The 20,644-nt window shown below is 66.2% G+C and carries 17 protein-coding genes; 13 read left to right on the top strand and 4 right to left on the bottom strand.

Features of this window, described 5'->3' with window-relative positions:
• The first annotated feature begins 7 nt into the window (after window positions 1-7).
• The 6 genes from QX132_RS13830 to QX132_RS13805 all read left to right on the top strand — a co-directional run bounded on the left by QX132_RS13830 (window position 8) and on the right by QX132_RS13805 (window position 7,364).
• The gene (locus QX132_RS13830) at window positions 8-1,786 is read left to right on the top strand and encodes a PQQ-dependent dehydrogenase, methanol/ethanol family (protein WP_315796232.1); all 1,779 of its coding nucleotides are present in this window, start codon (window positions 8-10) and stop codon (window positions 1,784-1,786) included.
• A 66-nt stretch (window positions 1,787-1,852) separates the two neighbouring features.
• Window positions 1,853-2,383: a c-type cytochrome gene (locus QX132_RS13825; RefSeq protein WP_315755013.1), complete on the top strand. Its 531-nt coding sequence runs from the start codon at window positions 1,853-1,855 to the stop codon at window positions 2,381-2,383.
• Window positions 2,380-3,012, top strand: coding sequence for a hypothetical protein (locus QX132_RS13820; RefSeq protein ID WP_315796234.1), 633 nt, complete (start codon window positions 2,380-2,382; stop codon window positions 3,010-3,012). The genes QX132_RS13825 and QX132_RS13820 overlap by 4 nt, the downstream gene beginning before the upstream one ends.
• A gap of 81 nt (window positions 3,013-3,093) precedes the next feature.
• Window positions 3,094-4,647, top strand: coding sequence for an AMP-binding protein (locus tag QX132_RS13815; protein ID WP_315796235.1), 1,554 nt, complete (start codon window positions 3,094-3,096; stop codon window positions 4,645-4,647).
• A 37-nt stretch (window positions 4,648-4,684) separates the two neighbouring features.
• A complete protein-coding gene (locus tag QX132_RS13810; protein ID WP_315796236.1) occupies window positions 4,685-5,623 on the top strand; it encodes an AEC family transporter in 939 nt (312 codons plus the stop codon).
• A gap of 28 nt (window positions 5,624-5,651) precedes the next feature.
• Entirely contained in the window at window positions 5,652-7,364 is a 1,713-nt protein-coding gene (locus QX132_RS13805) for a thiamine pyrophosphate-binding protein (protein ID WP_316161519.1), read from the top strand.
• Window positions 7,365-7,368: 4 nt separating this feature from the next.
• Here QX132_RS13805 and QX132_RS13800 read toward each other — a convergent pair whose 3' ends face one another.
• Window positions 7,369-8,679: an MFS transporter gene (locus QX132_RS13800; RefSeq protein WP_315796240.1), complete on the bottom strand. Its 1,311-nt coding sequence runs from the start codon at window positions 8,677-8,679 to the stop codon at window positions 7,369-7,371.
• A gap of 152 nt (window positions 8,680-8,831) precedes the next feature.
• On the opposite strand from QX132_RS13800, the gene cyoA reads away from it, so the two are divergent.
• The 7 genes from cyoA to QX132_RS13765 are packed head-to-tail and all read left to right on the top strand — an operon-like array spanning window position 8,832 to window position 15,764.
• Window positions 8,832-10,007 carry a ubiquinol oxidase subunit II gene (cyoA, locus tag QX132_RS13795; protein ID WP_316161652.1) on the top strand — a complete coding sequence of 392 codons (1,176 nt, stop codon included), beginning with the start codon at window positions 8,832-8,834 and terminating at the stop codon, window positions 10,005-10,007.
• Window positions 10,008-10,017: 10 nt separating this feature from the next.
• Window positions 10,018-12,027 (top strand): cytochrome o ubiquinol oxidase subunit I, encoded by a 2,010-nt coding sequence (cyoB, locus tag QX132_RS13790; RefSeq protein WP_316161518.1) that lies wholly within the window; start codon window positions 10,018-10,020, stop codon window positions 12,025-12,027.
• Window positions 12,024-12,653 (top strand): cytochrome o ubiquinol oxidase subunit III, encoded by a 630-nt coding sequence (cyoC, locus tag QX132_RS13785; RefSeq protein ID WP_315778830.1) that lies wholly within the window; start codon window positions 12,024-12,026, stop codon window positions 12,651-12,653. Before cyoB ends, cyoC begins: the two co-directional genes overlap by 4 nt.
• The gene (gene cyoD, locus QX132_RS13780) at window positions 12,650-13,009 is read left to right on the top strand and encodes a cytochrome o ubiquinol oxidase subunit IV (RefSeq protein WP_316161517.1); all 360 of its coding nucleotides are present in this window, start codon (window positions 12,650-12,652) and stop codon (window positions 13,007-13,009) included. Before cyoC ends, cyoD begins: the two co-directional genes overlap by 4 nt.
• A complete protein-coding gene (locus QX132_RS13775; RefSeq protein WP_316161515.1) occupies window positions 13,009-13,842 on the top strand; it encodes an SURF1 family protein in 834 nt (277 codons plus the stop codon). Before cyoD ends, QX132_RS13775 begins: the two co-directional genes overlap by 1 nt.
• A 46-nt stretch (window positions 13,843-13,888) precedes the next feature.
• Window positions 13,889-15,241 carry an ATP-binding protein gene (locus QX132_RS13770; RefSeq protein ID WP_316161513.1) on the top strand — a complete coding sequence of 451 codons (1,353 nt, stop codon included), beginning with the start codon at window positions 13,889-13,891 and terminating at the stop codon, window positions 15,239-15,241.
• Window positions 15,231-15,764: a response regulator transcription factor gene (locus QX132_RS13765; protein ID WP_316161512.1), complete on the top strand. Its 534-nt coding sequence runs from the start codon at window positions 15,231-15,233 to the stop codon at window positions 15,762-15,764. Before QX132_RS13770 ends, QX132_RS13765 begins: the two co-directional genes overlap by 11 nt.
• Before the next feature lie 46 nt (window positions 15,765-15,810).
• On the opposite strand, the gene QX132_RS13760 is transcribed toward QX132_RS13765, so the two are convergent.
• Genes QX132_RS13760 through QX132_RS13750 form a run of 3 tightly spaced genes read right to left on the bottom strand, consistent with a single transcriptional unit; the run spans window position 15,811 to window position 20,581 of the window.
• Window positions 15,811-17,772 carry a MacB family efflux pump subunit gene (locus tag QX132_RS13760; protein ID WP_316161511.1) on the bottom strand — a complete coding sequence of 654 codons (1,962 nt, stop codon included), beginning with the start codon at window positions 17,770-17,772 and terminating at the stop codon, window positions 15,811-15,813.
• The gene (locus QX132_RS13755) at window positions 17,772-19,064 is read right to left on the bottom strand and encodes an efflux RND transporter periplasmic adaptor subunit (protein WP_316161509.1); all 1,293 of its coding nucleotides are present in this window, start codon (window positions 19,062-19,064) and stop codon (window positions 17,772-17,774) included. The genes QX132_RS13760 and QX132_RS13755 overlap by 1 nt, the downstream gene beginning before the upstream one ends.
• A gap of 41 nt (window positions 19,065-19,105) precedes the next feature.
• Window positions 19,106-20,581: an efflux transporter outer membrane subunit gene (locus QX132_RS13750; protein WP_315811253.1), complete on the bottom strand. Its 1,476-nt coding sequence runs from the start codon at window positions 20,579-20,581 to the stop codon at window positions 19,106-19,108.
• Window positions 20,582-20,644 lie beyond the last annotated feature (63 nt).

The raw sequence follows: 20,644 nt of genomic DNA, 5'->3' as shown, positions 1-20,644 counted from the left end.
GGAAACGATGAGGACTAACGTCAGGTCGACCCTGCGGGCGGTGCTGCTGGCCAGCGCAGCCTTCGCCTGTTTCCAGCTTGCATCGCCGGCGCAGGCCGCCGACGAAATGACCCCCGAACGGCTGCTCAACGCCGACAAGGAAGCCGGCAACTGGCTCCACCATCATAAGAACTACTCGGGCACACGGTTCTCGGCACTGAAGGAGATCAACAAGGATAACGTCAAGAACCTGAAGGTCGCCTGGACGATGCATCTCGGCGGCGTCGAGGGCGGCGGCATCTGGAGCCACGGCGGTCTCGAAGGCACGCCGATCGTCGAGAACGGCATGATCTACGTCACCGACGGCTGGGGCTCGGTCTACAAGATCGACGCGCGCGGTGGCAAAGGCCAACTGGTCTGGAAGATGGATCCTAAGACGGATCACGACTGGGCCGGCGCCATCGCCTGCTGCGGCGTCGACAATCGCGGCGTCGCGCTGTGGGGCGATCTGGTCGTCTCGCACACGCTCGACGGCCGTCTGATTGCGACCAACAAGGAGACCGGCCAGGTTGCCTGGCAGCGCCAGGTTGCCGATCCCGACAAGGGCGAGGTCATCACCGGTGCTCCGCTGATCGTGAAGAACATGGCGATCTCGGGCGTGGCCGGCGCCGAATACGGCATCCGCGGCTGGATCGCGGCGACCGATCTCGGCACGCAGAAGGAGGTCTGGCGCACCCACACCATTCCGGGGAAGGGCGAGCCGGGCAGCGAGACCTGGAAGGACAGCAACGACGCGGCTGCGGCCGGCGGCGGCTCGACCTGGGTCACGGGCACCTATGATCCGGCGACCGACACCATCATCTGGGGCGTCGGCAATCCCGGTCCGGACTGGGACAACGCCTATCGTCCGGGCGACAACCTCTACACCGACAGCTCGCTGGCGCTCGATGCCAACACCGGCAAGATCAAGTGGCACTATCAGCACACGCCGAACGATCCCTACGACTACGATAGCGTCGCCGAGAACGTCCTGGTCGATGTGCTCGCGCCGAACGGCTCGACCCTGAAGCTCGCGCTCGAAGCCGACCGCAACGGCTTCGCCTATGCGATCGACCGCACCAGCGGCAAGTTCATCTGGGGTCTGCCCTTCGTCAAGAAGGTCACCTGGACCAAGGGGCTCGATGCCGAGACCGGCAAGCCGATCGAGTATGATCCGAAGAACCCGGTGCAGCGCTACAATGCGTCGGTGACGCCGCATCGTGAGAACAAGGTCGCGGACATCTGCCCGGGCAACATGGGCGGCAAGAACTGGCCGCCGACCTCCTACAATCCGGACCTGAAGCTCTGGTACATCCCTGTCATCGAGAGCTGCAACCGGATCACCGTCGAGGAGGCGACCAAGGACAAGCTCAAGGCGCGCGAATTCTGGACCGGTGGCGGACCGAGCCAGCCGTTCAAGATCACGGGCAGCGTGACCGCGATCGACGTCACCACCGGCAAGATCGCCGGCAAGATGGAGACGCCGTTCCCGAACCTCGGGGGCATGCTGTCGACGCCTGATCTCGTCTTCACCGGCCAGCCCTCGGGCGAGGTGATGGCGCTCGATGCCAAGACGCTGCAGAAGCTGTGGGAGTTCAACACCGGCGGCGGCGTCAATGCGCCTCCCGTGACGTTCTCGGTCGACGGCAAGCAGTATGTCGCGATCCTGGTCGGTCTCGGCGGCGCCTGGGACAAGTGGTTCATCGAATCCACGCCCGAGCTGAAGAAGATCCAGCCCGGCTCGATGCTCTACGTCTTCTCGCTGTGAAGTCGATTGCGGAGCGGAGGCATAGCCTCCGCTCCGTCCTCATCCCCTGTTCGACAAGAAAATCAGATGAAACTCAGTGCGATCACGTTCGCTGTGGCGTCGGCTCTCGTCCTCGGCTCCGCTTCGCTCGCATTGGCGCAGTCTGCGGCGCCGGCAGATCCGACCGATGCCGGCAAAGCCGTGTTCAAGCGTGCGAACTGCGTCGGCTGCCACAAATGGCACGGCAATGGCGGCGGCGGCTACGGCGGCGACGCGCTGTCGCTGCGCAAGACCGAGCTCGACCGCCAGCACATCGTCGAGACCGTCACCTGCGGCCGTCCCGGCACGGGCATGCCGTACTTTGCGCGCGGCTCCTATGACACGGCGAAGTGCTACGACATGAGCCGCCAGGATGTCGGCGAGCGCATGCCGCCCGAAGGCGGCGTGTTCCTGCGGCCCAACGATATCGAGGCGGTCGCGGACTACGTGCTCGCGCACATCAAGGGACGCGGCGAGCCGAGCTACGACGAGTGTACCGCCTTCTTCGGCAACACGTCCCGGGTCTGCGATATCTACAAGGCGAATGCCAGCAAGCCTGCAAGCGAGCCATCGAAATGAAACGGTCAACCTGCGCTGCGATCTTCGCCACGTTCGTGCTGCCGTTCTTGATGCATGCGGCCTCCGCGCAGGCCGTGCCGAACTACGATCTGCGTGACATCACCGTCGGCATGCCGGTCGGCGACCTGCCTAGTGAGGGCTATGTCAATCTGACCTGCGCCAAGGACCCAAACCGCAAGCTCAGTGCGTGGTCGGCGTGGCGCGATTGTCCCGCGGACGAGCAGGCGCGGCATGCGGTGCGTTTCGACTTCGATCCGGAGACCAGCCAGGACGGCACCAAGGTGGCCGGTCATCCCGTGCTGCTGACGGTCCTGGTCGACGACAAGGGCACTGTCACCGGCCTGACGATCGAGACCGATCCGAGGGCGCGGCTCTACATTCGCAAGAAGGCGTTCCTGCTCGGCAACCAGGTGAAGTCGCGCTATGGCGCCGAGGGTTGGAACTGCAAGGAGCTGGAGCCGACGGCGGGCGAGCAGCCGGTCGGCGGCGTGTTCCTGCGCGAGGTCTGCAAGAAGACGGTGCCCGGTCGGACGCTGACGGTCGAGCGCGAGCTGTTCCGCAAGCCGGATCAAGACGCCAAGAGCTTCGTCGATCAGACGCTGGTGCGGATCACCAAGGATATCAACTAGCCCGCCGCCGACCTTCATCGCGCTCCGCTGGAGGCGCGCGCCAGTCGGCGTCGTGAACCCGGTTGCCGGGAGGAAACGACGATGAGGGATCTCTTGAATTTCGGGCAGATGCTGTCGGCCCATGCGCGCATGTCGCCGGAGCGCACCGGTGCCCGCGATCTCGAACGTGCGATGAGCTTTGCGCTGTGGAATGAGCGCACGTGCCGGCTCGCAAACGCGCTGCTCGGGCTCGGCCTTGCCAAGGGCGATCGCGTTGCGATCCTTGCTTACAATTGCGTTGAATGGTGCGAGATCTATGCGGCCACAGCCAAAGCCGGGTTGGTGGCGCTGCCGATCAATTTCCGCCTCACCGCGTCCGAGGTGCAGTTCATCGTCCAGAACGCCGAAGCGGCGGCGATGATCGTGCAGGACGAACTCGTCGGCCTGGTCGAGGAGGCGCGCACGGATCTCGGCATCGCCGATGACCGCTTCATCCATTTCGGCGCGAAGCCGCGTCCGGCAGGCTATCGCGGCTATGAGGACATCATTGCGATGGCCGCGGATCGGGAGCCCGACCAGCAGGTCGCGCTGTCCGATCCCTGGACCTTGATGTACACCTCCGGCACCACCGGCAAGCCGAAGGGCGTGCTGCGCAGCCATCGCAGTGCTGTCCTCCTGTCGATGGTCACCGAGATCGAGCTGAAGCTGAGCCGCAACGACGGCGCGCTGCTGGTGATGCCGATGTGCCACGCCAACTCGCTGAACTTCTTCGGCGCGTTCGGTTATATCGGTGGCGTCAACTCGATCTACTCGCGCAAGAGTTTCGATCCCGAGCACGCCGTGACGACGCTTGCGGACGGCGGCTCCACGTTCACCTCGCTGGTCCCGACGCACTACATCATGATGCTGGATCTGCCGCGCGCGGTGCGCGCGCAGCATGATTTCAGCGCGGTCACCAAGCTGATGATCTCCTCGGCGCCGGCCCGCCCGGAGACCAAGCGCGAGGTGATGGAGATGTTCCCGAAGTCCGGGCTCTACGAGCTCTATGGCGCGACCGAGACCGGCTGGGTCACCATGCTGCATCCGCATGAGCAGTTCACCAAGCTCGGCTCGGTCGGGCGCGAATGCGTCGGCGCCGCGCCCATCCGCATCTTGGATGATGCGGGACATGAGGTGCCAGACGGCGAGGCAGGCGAGCTCTATTCCTCGAACGCTCACACCTTCGACTGCTATTGGCGTCTGCCGGAGAAGACCAAGGAGGCGTTCCGCGGCGACTACTGCTCGGTCGGCGACATGGCCCGTCGCGATGCCGACGGCTACATCCATCTCGCCGACCGCAAGAGCAACCTGATCATCTCAGGCGGCGAAAACATCTATCCCTCCGAGGTCGAGGCGATGGTCGGCGCGCATCCTGGTGTCAAGGACATCGCGGTGATCGGCCTGCCCGACGACAAATGGGGCGAGCGCGTCCATGCCGTGATCGTGCCGCGCGACGGCATGGCGGTGAAGGAGGGCGATCTGGCCGAATGGGCGAAAGAACGGCTCGCCGGCTTCAAGCGGCCGCGCTCTTACGCCTTCATCACCGATAGCGAGATGCCGCGCAACGCGACAGGCAAGATCCTGCATCGCGAATTGAAGAAGAGATTTACGCAGTGAGCCGCGGCAATGCCGTACGGTCTGATATGTAGCTGCGATGCAGGCCGTCCTCAATTCCGCTCTTCCGATCTTCGCGCTGATCCTGACCGGATTCCTGTGCGGCTGGTTCGGTGTGTTCGACCGCACCGCGACCGACAATCTCAACCGCTTCGCGGTCTATCTGGCGCTGCCGGCGCTGATCTTCACGGCGATGTCCAGGATCGGCGTCGAGCAGGTCAGCCAGTTCGGCTTCATCGGCGCCTTCTGCGGCGGAATTGCCGCGACGTTCGCGACCGGTTTCGTGATCAGCCGTCTGCGCGGCCGTCGCGTTGCCAACGCCAGCATCGAGGGACTGGACGCCGGCTACAGCAATGTCGGCTTCATGGGCATTCCGATGTGCCTCTTGGTGTTCGGTCCGGACAGCGCGCCGGCCTCGATCATCGCTACCTTGTTCACGGCCTGCGTGCTGTTCCTGTTCGCGATCGTGGTCGTCGAGATGGATCTTCAGAAGGGCGCCACGCTCGGGGCGACGGTCGTCAAGGTCGCGCGTTCGCTGCTGACGAGCCCGTTGTTCATCGCGCCCGTGGCCGGGCTCGCTGTGGGCCTCAGCGGCTTTGCATTGCCAGCGCCGTTCCTGAGCTTCACGACTTTGCTTGGTGGAGCAGCATCGCCGGCGGCGCTCGTGTGCATCGGCCTGTTCCTGGCGCAGGAACGGGCGGTGACGCACGATGCGGCTTCGATCGGCATTCTCGTATCGCTGAAGCTCGTGATGCAGCCGGCGGTCACCGCGCTGCTTGCCTTCCACGTGTTCTCGATGCCGCCGCTGTGGTCGCATTCCGCCGTGATCCTGAGCGCGCTGCCGATCGGCTCCGGGCCGTTCACGATCGCCAAGCTCTATGGTCTGGAGGCCGGCGTCACCTCGGGCTCGATTCTCGTCTCGCACATGTCAGCCGTTCTCACCGTCTCGCTGCTCGTGGCCTGGCTCGCGCCGGGCTGATCACGTCACCATCCGCAGGAGTCGTCAGATGAAGATCTCTCCCGACAGTGCCGCCGATCTGATCGCCCGCCTGCTCAAGCGCCGCGGCGTCAGCCGCGTGTTCGCGCTGTGCGGCGGCCACATTATGCCGATCTGGATGCGGCTCGATGCTGAAGGCATCCGCATCATCGACGTGCGCGACGAGCGCGCCGCCGTGCACATGGCGCAGGCGCATGCCGAGCTCACCGGCGAGCTCGGCGTCGCGCTGGTCACCGCGGGGCCGGGCGTGACCAACGCGATCACCGGCATCGCCAATGCCCACGTCTCGCGCGCGCCGGTGCTGGTGATGTCGGGCGGCAATCCGCGGCCGCAGGAGAACCGCGGTGGCCTGCAGGACATGGATCACACCCAGCTCGTGCGCTCGATCACGCGCTATGCGCGCACCGTGCGCGAGCCGTCGCTGGTGCTGCAGGAGCTCGACGAGGCGATCGCGCGTGCCTTCGGCGAGGGCGGCGAGCCTGGCCCGGTTTTCATCGATTTTCCCGTCGACACGCTGCGCGGCGTCGTGCCGAAGGCGCTGCAACTCGAGGAGCATCTCGCGCCGAAGCCGCGCGCGGCGACACGGCCTGATCCGGCCGAGGTCGAGAAGGCGGTCGAGCTGTTGTGGTCGGCGCGCCGTGTGCTCGTCATCTCCGGCCGCGGCGCGCGCGGCGCCGGGCCCGAGCTGATCGCGCTGCTCGACCGGCTCGGCGCGGTCTATCTCGACACCGGCGAAAGCAGGGGGCTCGTGCCCGACGATCATCCCTCGGTCGTCGGTGCAATGCGCGGCGCCGTGATGGGTGATGCCGACGTGGTGCTGACGGTCGGCCGCCGGCTCGACTTCCAGCTCGCCTACGGCTCGCCTGCCGTGTTCAAGGACGCCAAGTTCGTCCGCATCAGCGACACCGCGAGCGAGCTGCGCGACAATCGGCGCGGTGGGGCCGAGATCCTGGCGACACCAGCGGGGACCTTGCGCGCGATGGTGGCGCTGGCGGGCAACCGCGAATCGGCCATCGATCGGCAATGGGCCGCAAAACTGCGGGCCGCGCATCAGGAGCGCGCGGCCAAGCTGAAGCAGAGCATGGCGACGGCGCCGGCCGGCTCGGACGGGCGGCTGCATCCGAATCGCGTGCTGTCGGCGCTGCAGGAGGCGATCGGCAATGACGCCGTGGTCATCACCGACGGCGGCGATTTCCTGTCCTTTGCCCGCGTCGGCCTCAGCGCGCCCCTGATGCTCGATCCCGGCCCCTTCGGCTGCATCGGCATCGGCGTGCCCTATGGCATCGCCGCGAGCCTCGCTTTTCCCGACAAGCCCGTGGTGGTCGCGACCGGCGACGGCGCCTTCGGCTTCAACGCGATCGAGGTCGACACCGCGGTGCGCCACAAGGCGCCGGTGCTGATCGTCGTCGCCAACAACGGCGCCTGGCAGATCGAGGTGCACGACCAGGCGGTGACACACGGCAAGGTCGTCGGCACGAAGCTGCAATTCGCCGATCACGCCGCCATGGCGCGCGCCTTCGGCATGCATGCCGAGCGCGTCGAGACCGAGGAGCAGCTCGGCCCCGCAATCCAGCGCGCGCTGGCCAACCGCCCGGCGCTGCTCGACATGGTCGTCACGCCGGAAGCGGTGTCGTCGGACGCCAAGACAGGACTCGCCTGGGTGCCGGACCTGCAGCCGCTCGCCGCGTGGGACGAGGCGGAACGGAAGTGGCGCGGCTGGTGAGGCCTCACACCTGCTGCAGCTGCCGCGGCGCGCTGAGCCACAGCGCGAGCAGGGTGCAGACGGCGCCGGACAAGAGATAACCGCCGGCCGAAATCAGGCCGAGATAGGCGGCCAGCAGCAGGGCGGCGAGCGGCGCGAAGCCGGCGCCGAACAGCCAAGCGAGGTCGGCGGTCAGGGCCGAGGCCGTGTAGCGATAGGTGCGCGCGAAGTTGGCGGCGATCGCGCCCGAGGACTGGCCGAACGACAGGCCGAGCAGGATGAAGCCGAGCACCATGTAGATGGTCTCGCCGACCGGGCCGGCGTCGAGCAGTTGCGGCGCGAAGCCCGAGAACACCGCGATTGCGATCGCCGAGCCGATCAAGAGCGACTTGCGACCGATACGGTCGGCCAGCATGCCAGACGCGACAATGGCGACGACGCCGAACACCGCACCGACGGCCTCGATGAGCAGGAAGCGCGCCGGCGTCTCCTTGGTGAACAGGAACACCCAGGACAGCGGAAACACCGTCACCATGTGGAACAGCGCGAAGCTCGCCAGCGGCGCGAAGGCGCCGATCACGATGTTGCGGCCCTCGTGCCGAATCGTGGTGATGACGCGTGCCGGCTGCAATTCGCGCGACTGGAACAGCTCATCATACTCCGGCGTCACGACCATGCGCAGCCGCGCGAACAGCGCCACGACGTTGATGGCAAACGCCACGAAGAACGGGTACCGCCAGCCCCAGTCGAAGAAGTCGGCCGCGGAGAGATAACCGACGAAGAACGCGAACAGCACGCTGGCGACGATCAGCCCGAGCGGCGCGCCGAGCTGCGGAATCATCGCGTACCAGCCGCGCTGGTGCTCCGGCGCATTCATCGCGAGCAGCGACGCCAGCCCGTCCCAGGCGCCGCCCCAGGCGAGACCCTGGCCGATCCGCGCCAGCGCCAGCAGCCAGATCGCCGCCGCACCGACGGTGTGGTAGCTCGGCAGGAACGCGATCGCGACGGTCGAGGTGCCCAGCAGGAACAATGCGGTGATCAGCTTGGCGCTCTTGCCGTAGCGGCGGTCGATCGCCATGAAGATCACGCTGCCGAACGGACGCGCGAGGAAGGCGAGCGCGAACAGCGCGAACGAATACAGGGTCTGCGTCAGCTCGTCCGCAAACGGAAACACCAAGCGCGGAAACACGATCACCGAGGCGATGGCATAGACGAAGAAGTCGAAGAACTCCGACGTCCGCCCGATGATCACGCCGATCGCGATCTCGCCCGGATGCGCCTCATGCGTGCGGGAGAGATGGGTTTCGCCGTCGGCGGTCGCCGCTGCCTGTGTCATCGCGCTGCCTGCAGTCCTCTCGTACTCTATTCACGCCCCGTAATTGTCGTCCTCGGCGCCGCTCCGGTATTGGACAAATTGTCCAATGTCGGCCGTGTCGTCCGGTCGCTAGGTGAGGCCTCGTTCAGAGATCCGCCTTGACGAGGTTGAGCGTGCGTTACTGGAAATCCTTGGCTCTGCTGCCGCTGGGGCTCGCGCTCGGTGGCTGCAATCTGGTGGTGCTCGCGCCCTCGGGCGACGTCGCCGCCCAGCAGCGCGATCTGGTGATCATCGCCACGGTGCTGATGCTCCTGATCGTGGTGCCGGTGATGGCGGCGACGGCGATCGTGGCCTGGCGCTACCGCCAGTCGAACCAGGCGGCGAGCTACACGCCGGATTGGGATCACTCCACCCAGCTCGAGCTGCTGATCTGGGCGGCGCCGCTGCTCATCATCATCTGCCTGGGCGCGGTCACATGGATGGGCACGCATCTGCTCGATCCCTACCGCACGCTCGGGCGCATCGCGGTCGATCGTCCAGTGACGCCGCAGGACAAGCCGCTCGAGGTGAACGTTGTCGCGCTCGATTGGAAGTGGCTGTTCATCTACCCGGAATACGGCGTCGCCAGCGTCAATGAACTCGCCGCACCGGTGAACCGGCCGCTGGATTTCAAGATCACCTCGTCCTCGGTGATGAACTCGTTCTACATCCCCGCTCTGGCCGGCCAGATCTATGCGATGCCGGGCATGCAGAGCCGGCTGCACGCGGTCATCAACAAGCCCGGCGTCTATCGCGGCTTCTCGGCCAACTATAGTGGTGCCGGCTTTTCCAGCATGCGCTTTGCCTTTCATGGTCTGTCGGATGCGGAGTTTTCCGGCTGGATCGAGAAGGCGAAGGCCAGTGGCAATCACCTCGGCAAGCCGGATTATCTCGTGCTTGAGCGTCCCAGCACCGACGAGCCGGTCCGCCATTTCGCCTCGGTCGATGCTGACCTGTTCCGCGCCATCCTCAACATGTGCGTCGAACCGGGCAAGATGTGCATGAGCGAGATGATGGCGATCGACGCGAGAGGCGGCATGGGCCTGGCCGGCGTCCGCAACACGCTGCCGCTCGCCTACGACAAGTTCGCCGCGCGTGGCGCCGTCTTCGGCGCCGAGCCGAGCTTCGTCGCCGGCGGCGTCTGCCTGCCGGGCGACCAGGTCACGCGCATGGCTGCGGAATCGTCGCCCACCGTTCTCGCGCCACTCGATTGGACGCCGCTGCAGGGCCGCGGCCTTGAACGGCCCAGCCTGCTGCGGCCGTCGAAGGCGTCTTTCATCACGGGGCCAGCCTCCAAGTCGGATTCGTGAGGGTCACATCATGTTCGACACGTCAGATCTCACCCGATTGATCTTCGGCCGGCTCACGCTGGAGTCGCTGCCGCTGCACGAGCCGATCATCGTCGGCACCTTCGCGATGGTCGCGCTCGGCGGCATCGCGCTTTTCGGCGCTATCACCTATTTGCGGCTGTGGGGCTATCTGTGGAAGGAGTGGTTCACCACCGTCGACCACAAGCGCATCGGCATCATGTACATGGTGCTCGGCATCGTCATGCTGCTGCGCGGCTTCGCCGATGCGCTGATGATGCGGCTGCAGCAGGCGATCGCGTTCAACGGCTCCGAGGGATACCTGAACTCGCACCATTATGATCAGGTGTTCACGGCGCACGGCGTGATCATGATCTTCTTCGTGGCGATGCCGCTGGTCACCGGTCTGATGAACTATGTCGTGCCGCTGCAGATCGGCGCCCGCGACGTGTCGTTCCCGTTTCTCAACAATTTCAGCTTCTGGATGACCACGTCGGGCGCCGTGCTGGTGATGTGCTCGCTGTTCGTGGGCGAGTTCGCGCGCACCGGCTGGCTGGCCTATCCGCCGCTGTCGAACCTCTCCTACAGTCCGGATGTCGGCGTCGACTATTACATCTGGGCCCTGCAGGTCGCCGGCGTCGGCACGCTGCTGTCCGGCGTCAACCTGATCTGCACCATCGTCAAGATGCGTGCGCCCGGCATGACCATGATGAAGATGCCAGTCTTCACCTGGACCTCGCTGTGCACCAACGTGCTGATTGTCGCCTCCTTCCCGGTGCTGACGGCGGTGCTAGCGCTGCTGTCGCTCGACCGCTACGTCGGCACCAACTTCTTCACCAATGATTTCGGCGGCGACCCGATGATGTACGTCAACCTCATCTGGATCTGGGGCCATCCGGAGGTCTACATCCTCATCCTGCCGGCTTTCGGCATCTTCTCCGAGGTGACCTCGACCTTCTCGGGCAAGCGCCTGTTCGGCTACACCTCGATGGTCTACGCCACGGTCGTGATCACGATCCTGTCGTACCTCGTCTGGCTGCACCATTTCTTCACGATGGGCTCCGGCGCCAGCGTGAACTCCTTCTTCGGCATCACCACGATGATCATCTCGATCCCGACGGGCGCGAAGATGTTCAACTGGCTGTTCACGATGTATCGCGGCCGCATCCGCTTCGAGCTGCCGATGATGTGGACGGTCGCCTTCATGCTGACCTTCGTGATCGGCGGCATGACCGGCGTGCTGCTCGCGGTGCCGCCGGCCGACTTCGTGCTCCACAACAGTCTGTTCCTGGTCGCGCATTTCCACAACGTGATCATCGGCGGCGTGCTGTTCGGCCTGTTCGCCGGCATCGCCTACTGGTTCCCGAAGGCGTTCGGCTTCAGGCTCGACCCGTTCTGGGGCAAGATGTCGTTCTGGTTCTGGACGGTGGGCTTCTACTTCGCCTTCATGCCGCTCTACGTGCTCGGCCTGATGGGCGTGACCCGTCGGCTGCGCACCTTCGACGATCCGAGCTTGCAGATTTGGTTCGTCGTCGCCGGCATCGGTGCGTTCCTGATCCTGCTGGGCATCGCGAGCTTCCTGATCCAGATCGCGGTCAGCATCCTCCACCGCGAGCAGCTCGCCGACGTCTCCGGCGATCCCTGGAATGCGCGCACCCTGGAGTGGGCGACGTCGTCGCCGCCGCCGGCCTACAATTTTGCCTTCACGCCAGTGGTGCACGACAATGACGCCTGGTGGGACATGAAGCGCCGCGGCTACACGCGTCCGCTCGCCGGCTTCAAGGCGATCCACATGCCGAGCAACACCGGCACCGGAGTCGTCCTTGCGGGGCTCAGCACCACCATGGCGTTCAGCCTGATCTGGTACATGTGGTGGATGGCGGCCGGCAGCTTCATCGCGCTGCTCGCGGTCGCGATCGGCCACACCTTCAACTATCACCGCAGCTTCCACATCGCGGCCGATGAGGTTGTCAGCGCCGAGCGTGCGCGCACCGAGCTGCTCGCCGCAGGAGCCAAGTCATGACCGTTGCGATGGGCACTCTGAAGGCCGGGGAGCCGGTCTTCTATGTCGTCGACGAGCACGAGCATCCCGAAGGCAGCAGCACGATGCTCGGCTTCTGGATCTATCTGATGAGCGACTGTCTCATCTTTGCGATCCTGTTCGCCGTGTATGGCGTGCTCGGCGCCAAATACGCGGCAGGTCCCGCGCCGAAGGACCTGTTCGACCTGTCGCTGGTCGCGGTCAACACCTCGTTCCTGCTGCTGTCGTCGCTCACCTATGGCTTCGCGATGCTGTCGATGCAGCGGAACCGCGTTGGCGCGATGCAGGTTTGGCTCGTGGTGACGGGGCTGTTCGGCCTCGCCTTCCTCGGCATCGAGCTGACCGAGTTCGCGCACATGATCCATGAGGGCGCGACGCCGCAGCGTAGCGCCTTCCTGTCGTCGTTCTTCACCTTGGTTGGAACCCACGGCCTGCACGTGACGTTCGGTCTGGTCTGGCTGGTCACCCTGATGGTGCAGGTCAGGACTCACGGCCTGATCGAGGCCAACCGGCGGCGGCTGGTCTGCCTGAGCATGTTCTGGCACTTCCTCGACGTGATCTGGATCGGTGTCTTCACCTTCGTCTATCTGATGGGGATGCTTCGATGAGCGCTCACGCACACGCCCATGATGCCGCCGATGCCCATGCTGGCACGCGCTCTGGCCAACTGATTGGCTTCGGCGCCTCGGTCGTCCTCACCGCGATCCCGTTCCTGCTGGTCATGACCGGCTCGCTCGACAAGCAGGCCACGGCGCTGATCATCATGGCGCTCGCGGCCGTGCAGGTCGTCGTTCACATGGTCTTCTTCCTGCACATGAACACCAAGGCCGAGGGTGGCTGGACCATGATGGCGCTGATCTTCACGATCATCATGGTGGTGATTGCGCTCAGCGGCTCGCTCTGGGTCATGCATCACCTGACCACGAACATGATGCCGGTGCACGAGATGGGCCAGACGCCGTGATGTCAGCTCCTGCCGACGGGGCAGGGGAACGCGACGAGGCCGGCCGCGGGCGATCCGGCGCGCTGCGGCTCGCGATCGGCGCGGCGTGGGTTGCCTGCGTCGCGATGCTGCTGGCGCTGGGCGTCTGGCAGATCGAGCGGCGGGCCTGGAAGCTCGACCTGATCGATCGTGTCGAGCGCCGCGTTCATGCCGCGCCCGTGCCGGCGCCGAGCCCGGCGGATTGGCCGGCCATCGATCGCAGCGACGACGAGTACAAGCTGATAACGTTGAGCGGCCGCTTCCTCAACGACCGCGAGACGCTGGTCCAGGCGCTGACGGTCGAGGGCTCCGGCTATTGGGTGGTGACGCCGCTGCAGACCGCCGCCGGCACCGTGCTCGTCAATCGCGGCTTCGTGCCCGCGGACCGCCGTGCGCCGGCGAGCCGCAGCGCCGGGAACCCCGATGGCACGGTCGGCGTGACCGGATTGCTGCGGATCTCCGAGCCGGGCGGCGGCTTCCTGCGCCACAACGATCCCGCGGACAATCGCTGGTATTCACGTGACGTCGTGGCGATCGCGGCGGCGCGCGGTCTGTCCGACGTCGCACCGTTCTTCGTCGATGCCGATGCGACCCCGAATCCCGGCGGGCTTCCGATCGGGGGACTCACGGTGATCTCGTTTCCGAACAACCATCTGGTTTACGCGCTGACCTGGTTTACATTGGCCCTCATGCTGGCCGGCGCCGGGCTGCAGCGGCTCCGCCGCGGGCAGAGTGAGCGCGAAGCGCCGGCAGCGCAGGATGTGGAATGGGATCAGCGGCGGCAGGACATGGGTGGATGCGGGGCGGCGTCTTGAGGGATCGAAGCTCGCCGTTCTGTCGGCGGAGATCGGACGTGGCCTCATGAGAAGCGAGGCCCCTAATCTGCCGTTTGGGGCCGTGGCCGCGATCGCCACACCCGAGATCAACGCGCCGCTGCCGACGAAGGACGCGACCAACCGCAAGAACATGGTGCTGCTGATCCAGCTGCGCTGGATCGCCGTGGTCGGTCAGATCGTCACCATCGGCTTCGTGACCACCTGGTTCGGCATTGCGCTGCCGCTGCTGCCGATGGCGGCGATCATCTGCGCGCTGGTGGCGCTCAATATCGCCAGCCATATCTGGCTGCGCACGCATGACGACGTCGGCAATCGTCACCTGCTGATCGCCCTGATGCTCGACGTCGTGGCGTTGACGTCGGAGCTCTATCTCACCGGCGGCGCGTCGAATCCGTTCACGTGCCTCTATCTGCTGCAGGTCACGCTGGGGGCCGTTCTGCTCGATGCGCGCTCGTCCTGGTCGCTGGTCGCGCTGACGGTGCTCAGCTTCATCTGGCTCACCATCGAGTACCGTCCCCTGCAACTGCCGCAGCATCACGTCAGCGATGCATTCACCCTGCACATCACCGGCATGTTCGTCGGCTTCGTGCTCGACGCCGTGCTGCTCGTCGTCTTCGTCACCCGCATCAACCGGAACCTGCGCGAGCGCGACGCCAAGCTTGCCGATCTGCGCCAGCACGCTGTCGAGCAGGACCACATCATCCGCATGGGCCTGCTCGCCTCAGGCGCCGCGCATGAGCTCGGCACGCCGCTGGCGTCGATCTCGGTGATCCTGAACGATTGGCACCGCATGACCGCGATCTCTGCCGATCCGGCGCTCGCGGAGGATTTCACGGAAATGGAAGCGGCGGTGCAGCGCTGCAAGTCGATCGTCACCGACATCCTGGTCTCGGCCGGTCAGGCGCGCGGCGAAGGCTCGGCGCCGACGACGTTGAAGGCGTTCCTGACGACGCTGGTCGCCGAATGGAGCGCGGCGCGCTCGGCGCGCAATCTGATGTTCCGCAACGAGTTCGGCTCGGACCCGGCGATCGTCTCCGACGTCGCGCTGAAGCAGGCGATCGTCAACGTGCTCGACAATGCGTTCGAAGTCTCGCGCGAGTGGGTGGAGTTCGTGGCCGAACGAGATGGTGATCAGCTGCTGCTCAGCGTCAGCGATCGCGGGCCGGGCTTTGATCCGGCGATGCTAGGTCAACTCGGACGTCCCTATCAGTCGAGCAAGGGCCGCCCGGGCCGCGGCCTCGGCCTGTTCCTGGTGGTCAACGTGATCCGCAAGCTGGGCGGCAGCGTTTCGGCCTGGAACCACCGGGGACGTGGGGCGACCGTGCGGCTGTCACTGCCGTTGTCGACGCTTGTCATTGGAGAGCGCGATGGCGAATGACCTGTCCCTCTTGATCGTCGAGGACGATGACGGTTTTGCACGCACCCTGAAGCGCTCGTTCGAACGGCGCGGCTACGAGGCCGTCGTCGCCGGCTCGCTCGAGGACGTCGACGAGATCCTCAAGAGGAAGACGTTCGGCTATGCCGTCGTCGATCTCAAGCTCGGCGGCGCTTCCGGCCTCGTCTGCGTCGAGAAGCTGCATGCGCATGATCCGGAGATGCTGATCGTGGTGCTCACCGGCTTCGCGAGCATCGCGACGGCGGTGGAGGCGATCAAGCTCGGCGCCTGCCACTATCTGGCCAAGCCGTCCAACACCGACGACATCGAGGAGGCGTTCCGCAAGGCGCAGGGCAATGCGCAAGTGGCGCTGGCCGAGCGCTCCACCTCGATCAAGACGCTGGAATGGGAGCGCATCCACCAGACCCTGATCGAGACCGACTTCAACATCTCCGAGGCTGCAAGACGGCTCGGCATGCATCGCCGGACGCTCGCGCGCAAGCTGGAGAAACGCCCGGTGAAGTAGATCGATCCGGTTGTTGTCCGGAGGAGTGGAGCTCATTCTTTCCGGCCTACTCCCTTGCCAGAGCCGTTGCCGGATCGAGCCGCGAGGCGCTGCGGGCGGGCATGTAGCCGAAGCCGATGCCGATCGCCATCGACGTGACGGCGGCGCCGACCATTGCGAGCGGCGAATAGATCAGCTGGAAGCCGACGTCGAGCGCGTTGAAGACCGTGCCGAAGCCGACCGCGAGCGCCAGGCCCAGCGCGCCGCCGAGCAGGCAGACCAGCACGGCCTCGATCAGGAACTGCATCAGGATGTCGCTGCGCCGCGCGCCGACCGCCATGCGCACCCCGATCTCGCCGACGCGCTCGGACACCGATACGAGCATGATGTTCATGACGCCGATGCCGCCGACCAAGAGCGAGATCACGGCGATGGCTGCCACCAGCAGGGTCAGCACCTGCGTCGTGCTCTCGACGGTCTTGCGGATGTCGTCGGTGTTGAGCACGAAGAAGTCCTTGGCGTTGTGCCGCGCCGTCAGCAGCGCCGTCGCGGCGCGCTCGGCCGCGGCCATCGGCGTCGCCTCGTCGACGCGGACGCTGATGCTGCGCAGCACCTGGTTGCCGAGGAAGCGCGCCTGCACGGTCGTGTAGGGCAGGTAGACGATCGGCGTGGAGCTGGAGCCGAAGCCGGCCTGCTGCTGCTTGGTGATGCCGACGACGCGGCAGGGCACCTTGCCGATCAGGACCACGCTGCCCAGCGGACTGACGTCGGGATCGGGAAACAACGCCTTGCGCGCATTGTCGTCGATCACGGCATCCTGGGCGTAGGAGCGCACGGTATCGGCATCGAGATAGCTGCCTTCGGCGAGCTCGGTGTTCTTGACCCGGAAATACTGCTCGCCGACGCCGGAGATCTGGGCGCTGACCTCGATCGCGCCGAACCGCAACGTGCTGGTGGTCGAGACCGTCGGCGAGATGGCGTCGACATAGGGCTGCTGCGCCATGACCTTGGCATCGGCGAGCACCAGCGTCCTGATCTTGCTGGAGCGCGTATCGCCGAAATCCTTGCCGGGAAAGAATTCCAGCGTGTTGGTGCCGAGCCGGTTGATGTCCTTCAGCACCTTGGCCTGCGAGCCTTTGCCGAGCGCCAGCACCAGGACGACCGAGGCGACGCCGATGATGATGCCGAGCATGGTGAGGAACGCGCGCATCCGGTGTGCATTCATGGCGAGCAGCGCCATCCGCGCGGCCTCGCGGAAACGGTCGAGCTGGCTGCGCCACCACGACGCCGCCGGAGCGGAGTGGTCTTCGGTCGCTGCGGCTGGCGCGGGTTCCGAAGTCCGCGGATTGAGCCGGTCGGAAATGACGCGGCCGTCCTCGATCTCGATGATGCGCCGGGCGCGCTGCGCGACGCTCGGATCGTGCGTGACGATGATGACGGTGCGCTCGGAGGCGCTGATCTCGTCGAGGATGCGCAGCACCTCCTCGCCGCTGGCGCGGTCGAGCGCGCCGGTCGGCTCGTCGGCCAGGATCACGTCGGGATCGTTGACCAGCGCGCGGGCGATCGAGACCCGCTGCTGCTGGCCGCCCGAGAGCTGACCCGGCTTGTGCTCGGTACGGCTGCCCATGCCGAGCCGCTGCAGCAGCGCCGCCGCCTTCCGGCGCCGCGCATTGGGGCCGAGCCCGGAATAGACGGCCGGGACCTCGGCATTCTCAGCGGCCGTGAGTTCGCCCAGCAGATGGTAGCGCTGGAAGATGAAGCCGAAATGCTCGCGCCGCAACGCCGCCAGCTCGTCCGGATCGAGCGAGCCCATCTCGCGGCCGGCGATCCGGTAGCTGCCGGATGTCGGGCGGTCGAGGCAGCCCAGAATGTTCATCAGCGTCGACTTGCCGGAGCCCGACTGGCCTATGATGGCGACCATCTCGCCGCGCGCGATCTGGATGTCGACCTCGCGCAAGGCATGGACGATGTTTTCGCCGGAGGCGTAGCACCGCCCGACGTTCTGCAGATCGATCAGCACCTCCGCCATCACGGACCTCCGGAGGAGGCCGGCGGCGGCATCACGGTTCGCTTCGGTCCCTCGTCGGGCGTCGAGATGACGACCCGCTCGCCCTCGCTCAGGCCGGACTGCACCTCGGCCCGGATCTTGTTGTTGAGGCCGATGTGAGTGGTGCGCTTCTCCAGTGTTCCTGCGCCGGTCAGCACGCGCACCGTGTAGCTGCCATCGGGATTGGCGTTGCCAAGCGCGGACGACGGAATGGTCGGGACCTTGCGGGCCTCGCCGAGCAGGATGTGGACCTCGGCCGTCATGTAGGTCATCAGCCGCCCGTCCGGATTGGCGATGTCGAACACGCCGTTGTAGTAGATCGCCGACGACGTGGTGGACGAGGACGAGCTGCTGCTCGACGTGGTCGTCGTGCTCGACGAGAAGCTCGAATCGCTCTTGATCGATTCGGGCGCCGGCTCGATCGATCCGAGCGTGCCCTCGTAGCGATGATCGGGCTCGCCCAGCACGGTGAAATAGACGTTCTGTCCGGGCCTGACCTTGACCACGTCGGCCTCGGAAATCTCCACCCGCACGGTCATCGTCTCGACCTGGCCGAGCACGACGATGGTCGGTGCCGACTGCACCGCATTCACGGTCTGGCCCTGCTGGGTGACGATCGACAGCACGGTGCCGTCGATCGGAGCCGTGATCTTCGTGTAGCCGAGATTGACGCGCGCGGTCTCGATCGCCACCTCGGCCTCGACGATCTGCGCGTCGAGCTGCGCGATCTGGGCCTGGGTCTGCTTCGCGGTCGCCTCGGCGCTGTCGTAGTCGGCGCGCGACGACGCCTTCTGCGCCAGCGTAACCTGCTGCCGCGCCAGGTTCGCCTCGGCCAGCGCCAGGGTGGCGACCTTCTCGTCACGCTGCGCCCGCACGCTCCGCAGGCTCGCCTCGTTGGTGCGCAGCGTGTTCTGCTGCGTCAGCGAGTCGATCTCGGCGATCAGGTCGCCGGCCTTCACTTTCTGGCCGAGCTTGACGTTGAGCGCGACGAGGCGCCCCGAGGCCTGGGCACCGACCGCGACGAGCTTGACCGGCTTCAGCGTGCCGGTGGCGAGCACGGTCTGCTCGATGTCGCCGGTCGTGACGGGGGCGGTGACGAGATTGGCGTTGGGATTGCTGGTCAGCCTCATGACCAGCACGATCGCGGCGGCCAGAACGACGAGCGCTCCCACGATCAGCAGCGGCCAGCGGCGCAGCCGCTTGGGCTTCGGTACCGGCGCGTGGCCGTCATCGACCGCGACCGCTCGGGGCATCTGGGATAGGGGTGCGTTCATCGGATCATTTCGGAAACACGTTTTGGAATTCAGGACGTGGGCTATTTGGGGTCGACGGACTGCGCGAGATGCGGCCCGGTGCCGCTGTCGACGACCTCGGGCCGCGAGCTGTCGATCGCGCCGGTCCAACCGCCGCCCAAAGCCTTGGCCAGTGCGACGTAGTTTTTCGCCAAGGTCGCGCGGCTGGCGAGCAAATTGTCCTCGGCCGTGAATTGCGAGCGCTCGGCGTCGAGCACGTCGAGGAAAGTGCTGGACCCCGTCTGATAGAGCGAGCGCGACAGCCGTGCAGCCTCGCCATAGCGTCGCGCCGACTCCGTCAGGCTGCGGATGCGGATGCGTTCCTGGGCGAGATTGACGATGGCGTTCTCGACGTCCTCGAGCGCGCTCAACACGGCGCTCTGCCAAGCGACGTGGTACTCGTCGCGCTGCGCCTCGGCGATCTCCACCGCCGCCTGCAGCTTGCCGCCGTTGAAGATCGGCACCGACACGCTGGGGCCGATCGACCAGCCGATGGTCGAGCTCTTGCCGAGATCGCCGAGCTTCAGCGCGCTGGTCGAGACCGAGCCGCTGAGGCTGACATCCGGATACAGCGCAGCCGTCGCTTGTCCGATCTTCGCGGTGAACTGTGCGAGCTGCCGCTCGGCCTTGCGGACGTCCGGCCGCATCACCAGCACGTCGGCCGGGATGCCCTTCGGCAACGGCAGGCGTGGCGCCGGGATCGCCGCAGTGCGCGACAGGCGCAGGCTCAGTGCGGCCGGGTCGCGGCCGAGCAGCACGCCGAGCCGGTGCACGGCCTGCTGATAGCTGCTCTCATAGGTCGGGATGGTGGCTTCGGTGCTGGCGGCGAGCGCGGAGGCCTTGGCGGTGTCGACGGCCGACGCCGAGCCGGCATTCTGCTTGCGCTCGGTCAGTGCCGCGGTTTCGCGCTGCGAGGCCGCCGTGCGCCGGGCCAGCGCCACCCGCGCCTGATAGGCGCGGGCATCGATGTAGTTCGAGGCGACGTCGCCGATCAGCGTCAGCAAGGTCGCGCGCAGATCGTCCTCCGCAGCGTCGACGCCATAGCCCGCGGCCTCGACCGCGCGGCGGTTGGCGCCGAACAGATCGAGCTCCCAGCTCGAATCGAAGCCGGCCTGGTACTGGCTGTAGGTGGTAGGAGCGATCGCGATGCCGCTCGTCGAGCTGCCGGCGCTGCGGGTCTCCGTCGCCGTGCCGGTGCCGCTCACTGTGGGAAACAGTGCGCCGATGGCCTGGCGCTGCGTCGCCCGCGCCTCGCGGATGCGCGCCTTGGCGGCGGCGACGTCGAGATTGCCGCTGACGGCGTCTGCGATCAGCTGATCGAGCATGACATCGCCGAGGCTGCGCCACCAATGTGCGAGCTTCAGCGCTTGCGTGGGTTTGTTGCGGTCGCTGCTCCAGCTCTGGGGCATGCCGAAATCCGGCTTCACGTAGTCGGGCCCGACGGCGCAGCCGGCGAGCAGCGGTGTGGCCAGGCAGAGTGCGAGCAGGAGAGGCTTCACGGTGGCTGAGACGATCGCGGTTCGGAAGAGGGCCGCGCCGGCCGAAGAGCCATGCCGCAGGAC

The sequence above is a fragment of the Bradyrhizobium sp. SZCCHNRI20481 genome (assembly GCF_032485055.1).
GTDB lineage: Bacteria > Pseudomonadota > Alphaproteobacteria > Rhizobiales > Xanthobacteraceae > Bradyrhizobium.
The sequence above is the reverse complement of the archived record's forward strand: the minus strand, read 5'-3'. Positions and strand labels throughout refer to the sequence as shown.

Coding starts and splice junctions, on each gene's coding strand:
- QX132_RS13830 (WP_315796232.1), top strand. CDS start 8: ATGAGGACTAACGTCAGGTCGACCCTGCGGGCGGTGCTGCTGGCCAGC.
- QX132_RS13825 (WP_315755013.1), top strand. CDS start 1,853: ATGAAACTCAGTGCGATCACGTTCGCTGTGGCGTCGGCTCTCGTCCTC.
- QX132_RS13820 (WP_315796234.1), top strand. CDS start 2,380: ATGAAACGGTCAACCTGCGCTGCGATCTTCGCCACGTTCGTGCTGCCG.
- QX132_RS13815 (WP_315796235.1), top strand. CDS start 3,094: ATGAGGGATCTCTTGAATTTCGGGCAGATGCTGTCGGCCCATGCGCGC.
- QX132_RS13810 (WP_315796236.1), top strand. CDS start 4,685: ATGCAGGCCGTCCTCAATTCCGCTCTTCCGATCTTCGCGCTGATCCTG.
- QX132_RS13805 (WP_316161519.1), top strand. CDS start 5,652: ATGAAGATCTCTCCCGACAGTGCCGCCGATCTGATCGCCCGCCTGCTC.
- QX132_RS13800 (WP_315796240.1), bottom strand. CDS start 8,679: ATGACACAGGCAGCGGCGACCGCCGACGGCGAAACCCATCTCTCCCGC.
- cyoB (WP_316161518.1), top strand. CDS start 10,018: ATGTTCGACACGTCAGATCTCACCCGATTGATCTTCGGCCGGCTCACG.
- cyoC (WP_315778830.1), top strand. CDS start 12,024: ATGACCGTTGCGATGGGCACTCTGAAGGCCGGGGAGCCGGTCTTCTAT.
- cyoD (WP_316161517.1), top strand. CDS start 12,650: ATGAGCGCTCACGCACACGCCCATGATGCCGCCGATGCCCATGCTGGC.
- QX132_RS13775 (WP_316161515.1), top strand. CDS start 13,009: ATGTCAGCTCCTGCCGACGGGGCAGGGGAACGCGACGAGGCCGGCCGC.
- QX132_RS13770 (WP_316161513.1), top strand. CDS start 13,889: ATGAGAAGCGAGGCCCCTAATCTGCCGTTTGGGGCCGTGGCCGCGATC.
- QX132_RS13765 (WP_316161512.1), top strand. CDS start 15,231: ATGGCGAATGACCTGTCCCTCTTGATCGTCGAGGACGATGACGGTTTT.
- QX132_RS13760 (WP_316161511.1), bottom strand. CDS start 17,772: ATGGCGGAGGTGCTGATCGATCTGCAGAACGTCGGGCGGTGCTACGCC.
- QX132_RS13755 (WP_316161509.1), bottom strand. CDS start 19,064: ATGAACGCACCCCTATCCCAGATGCCCCGAGCGGTCGCGGTCGATGAC.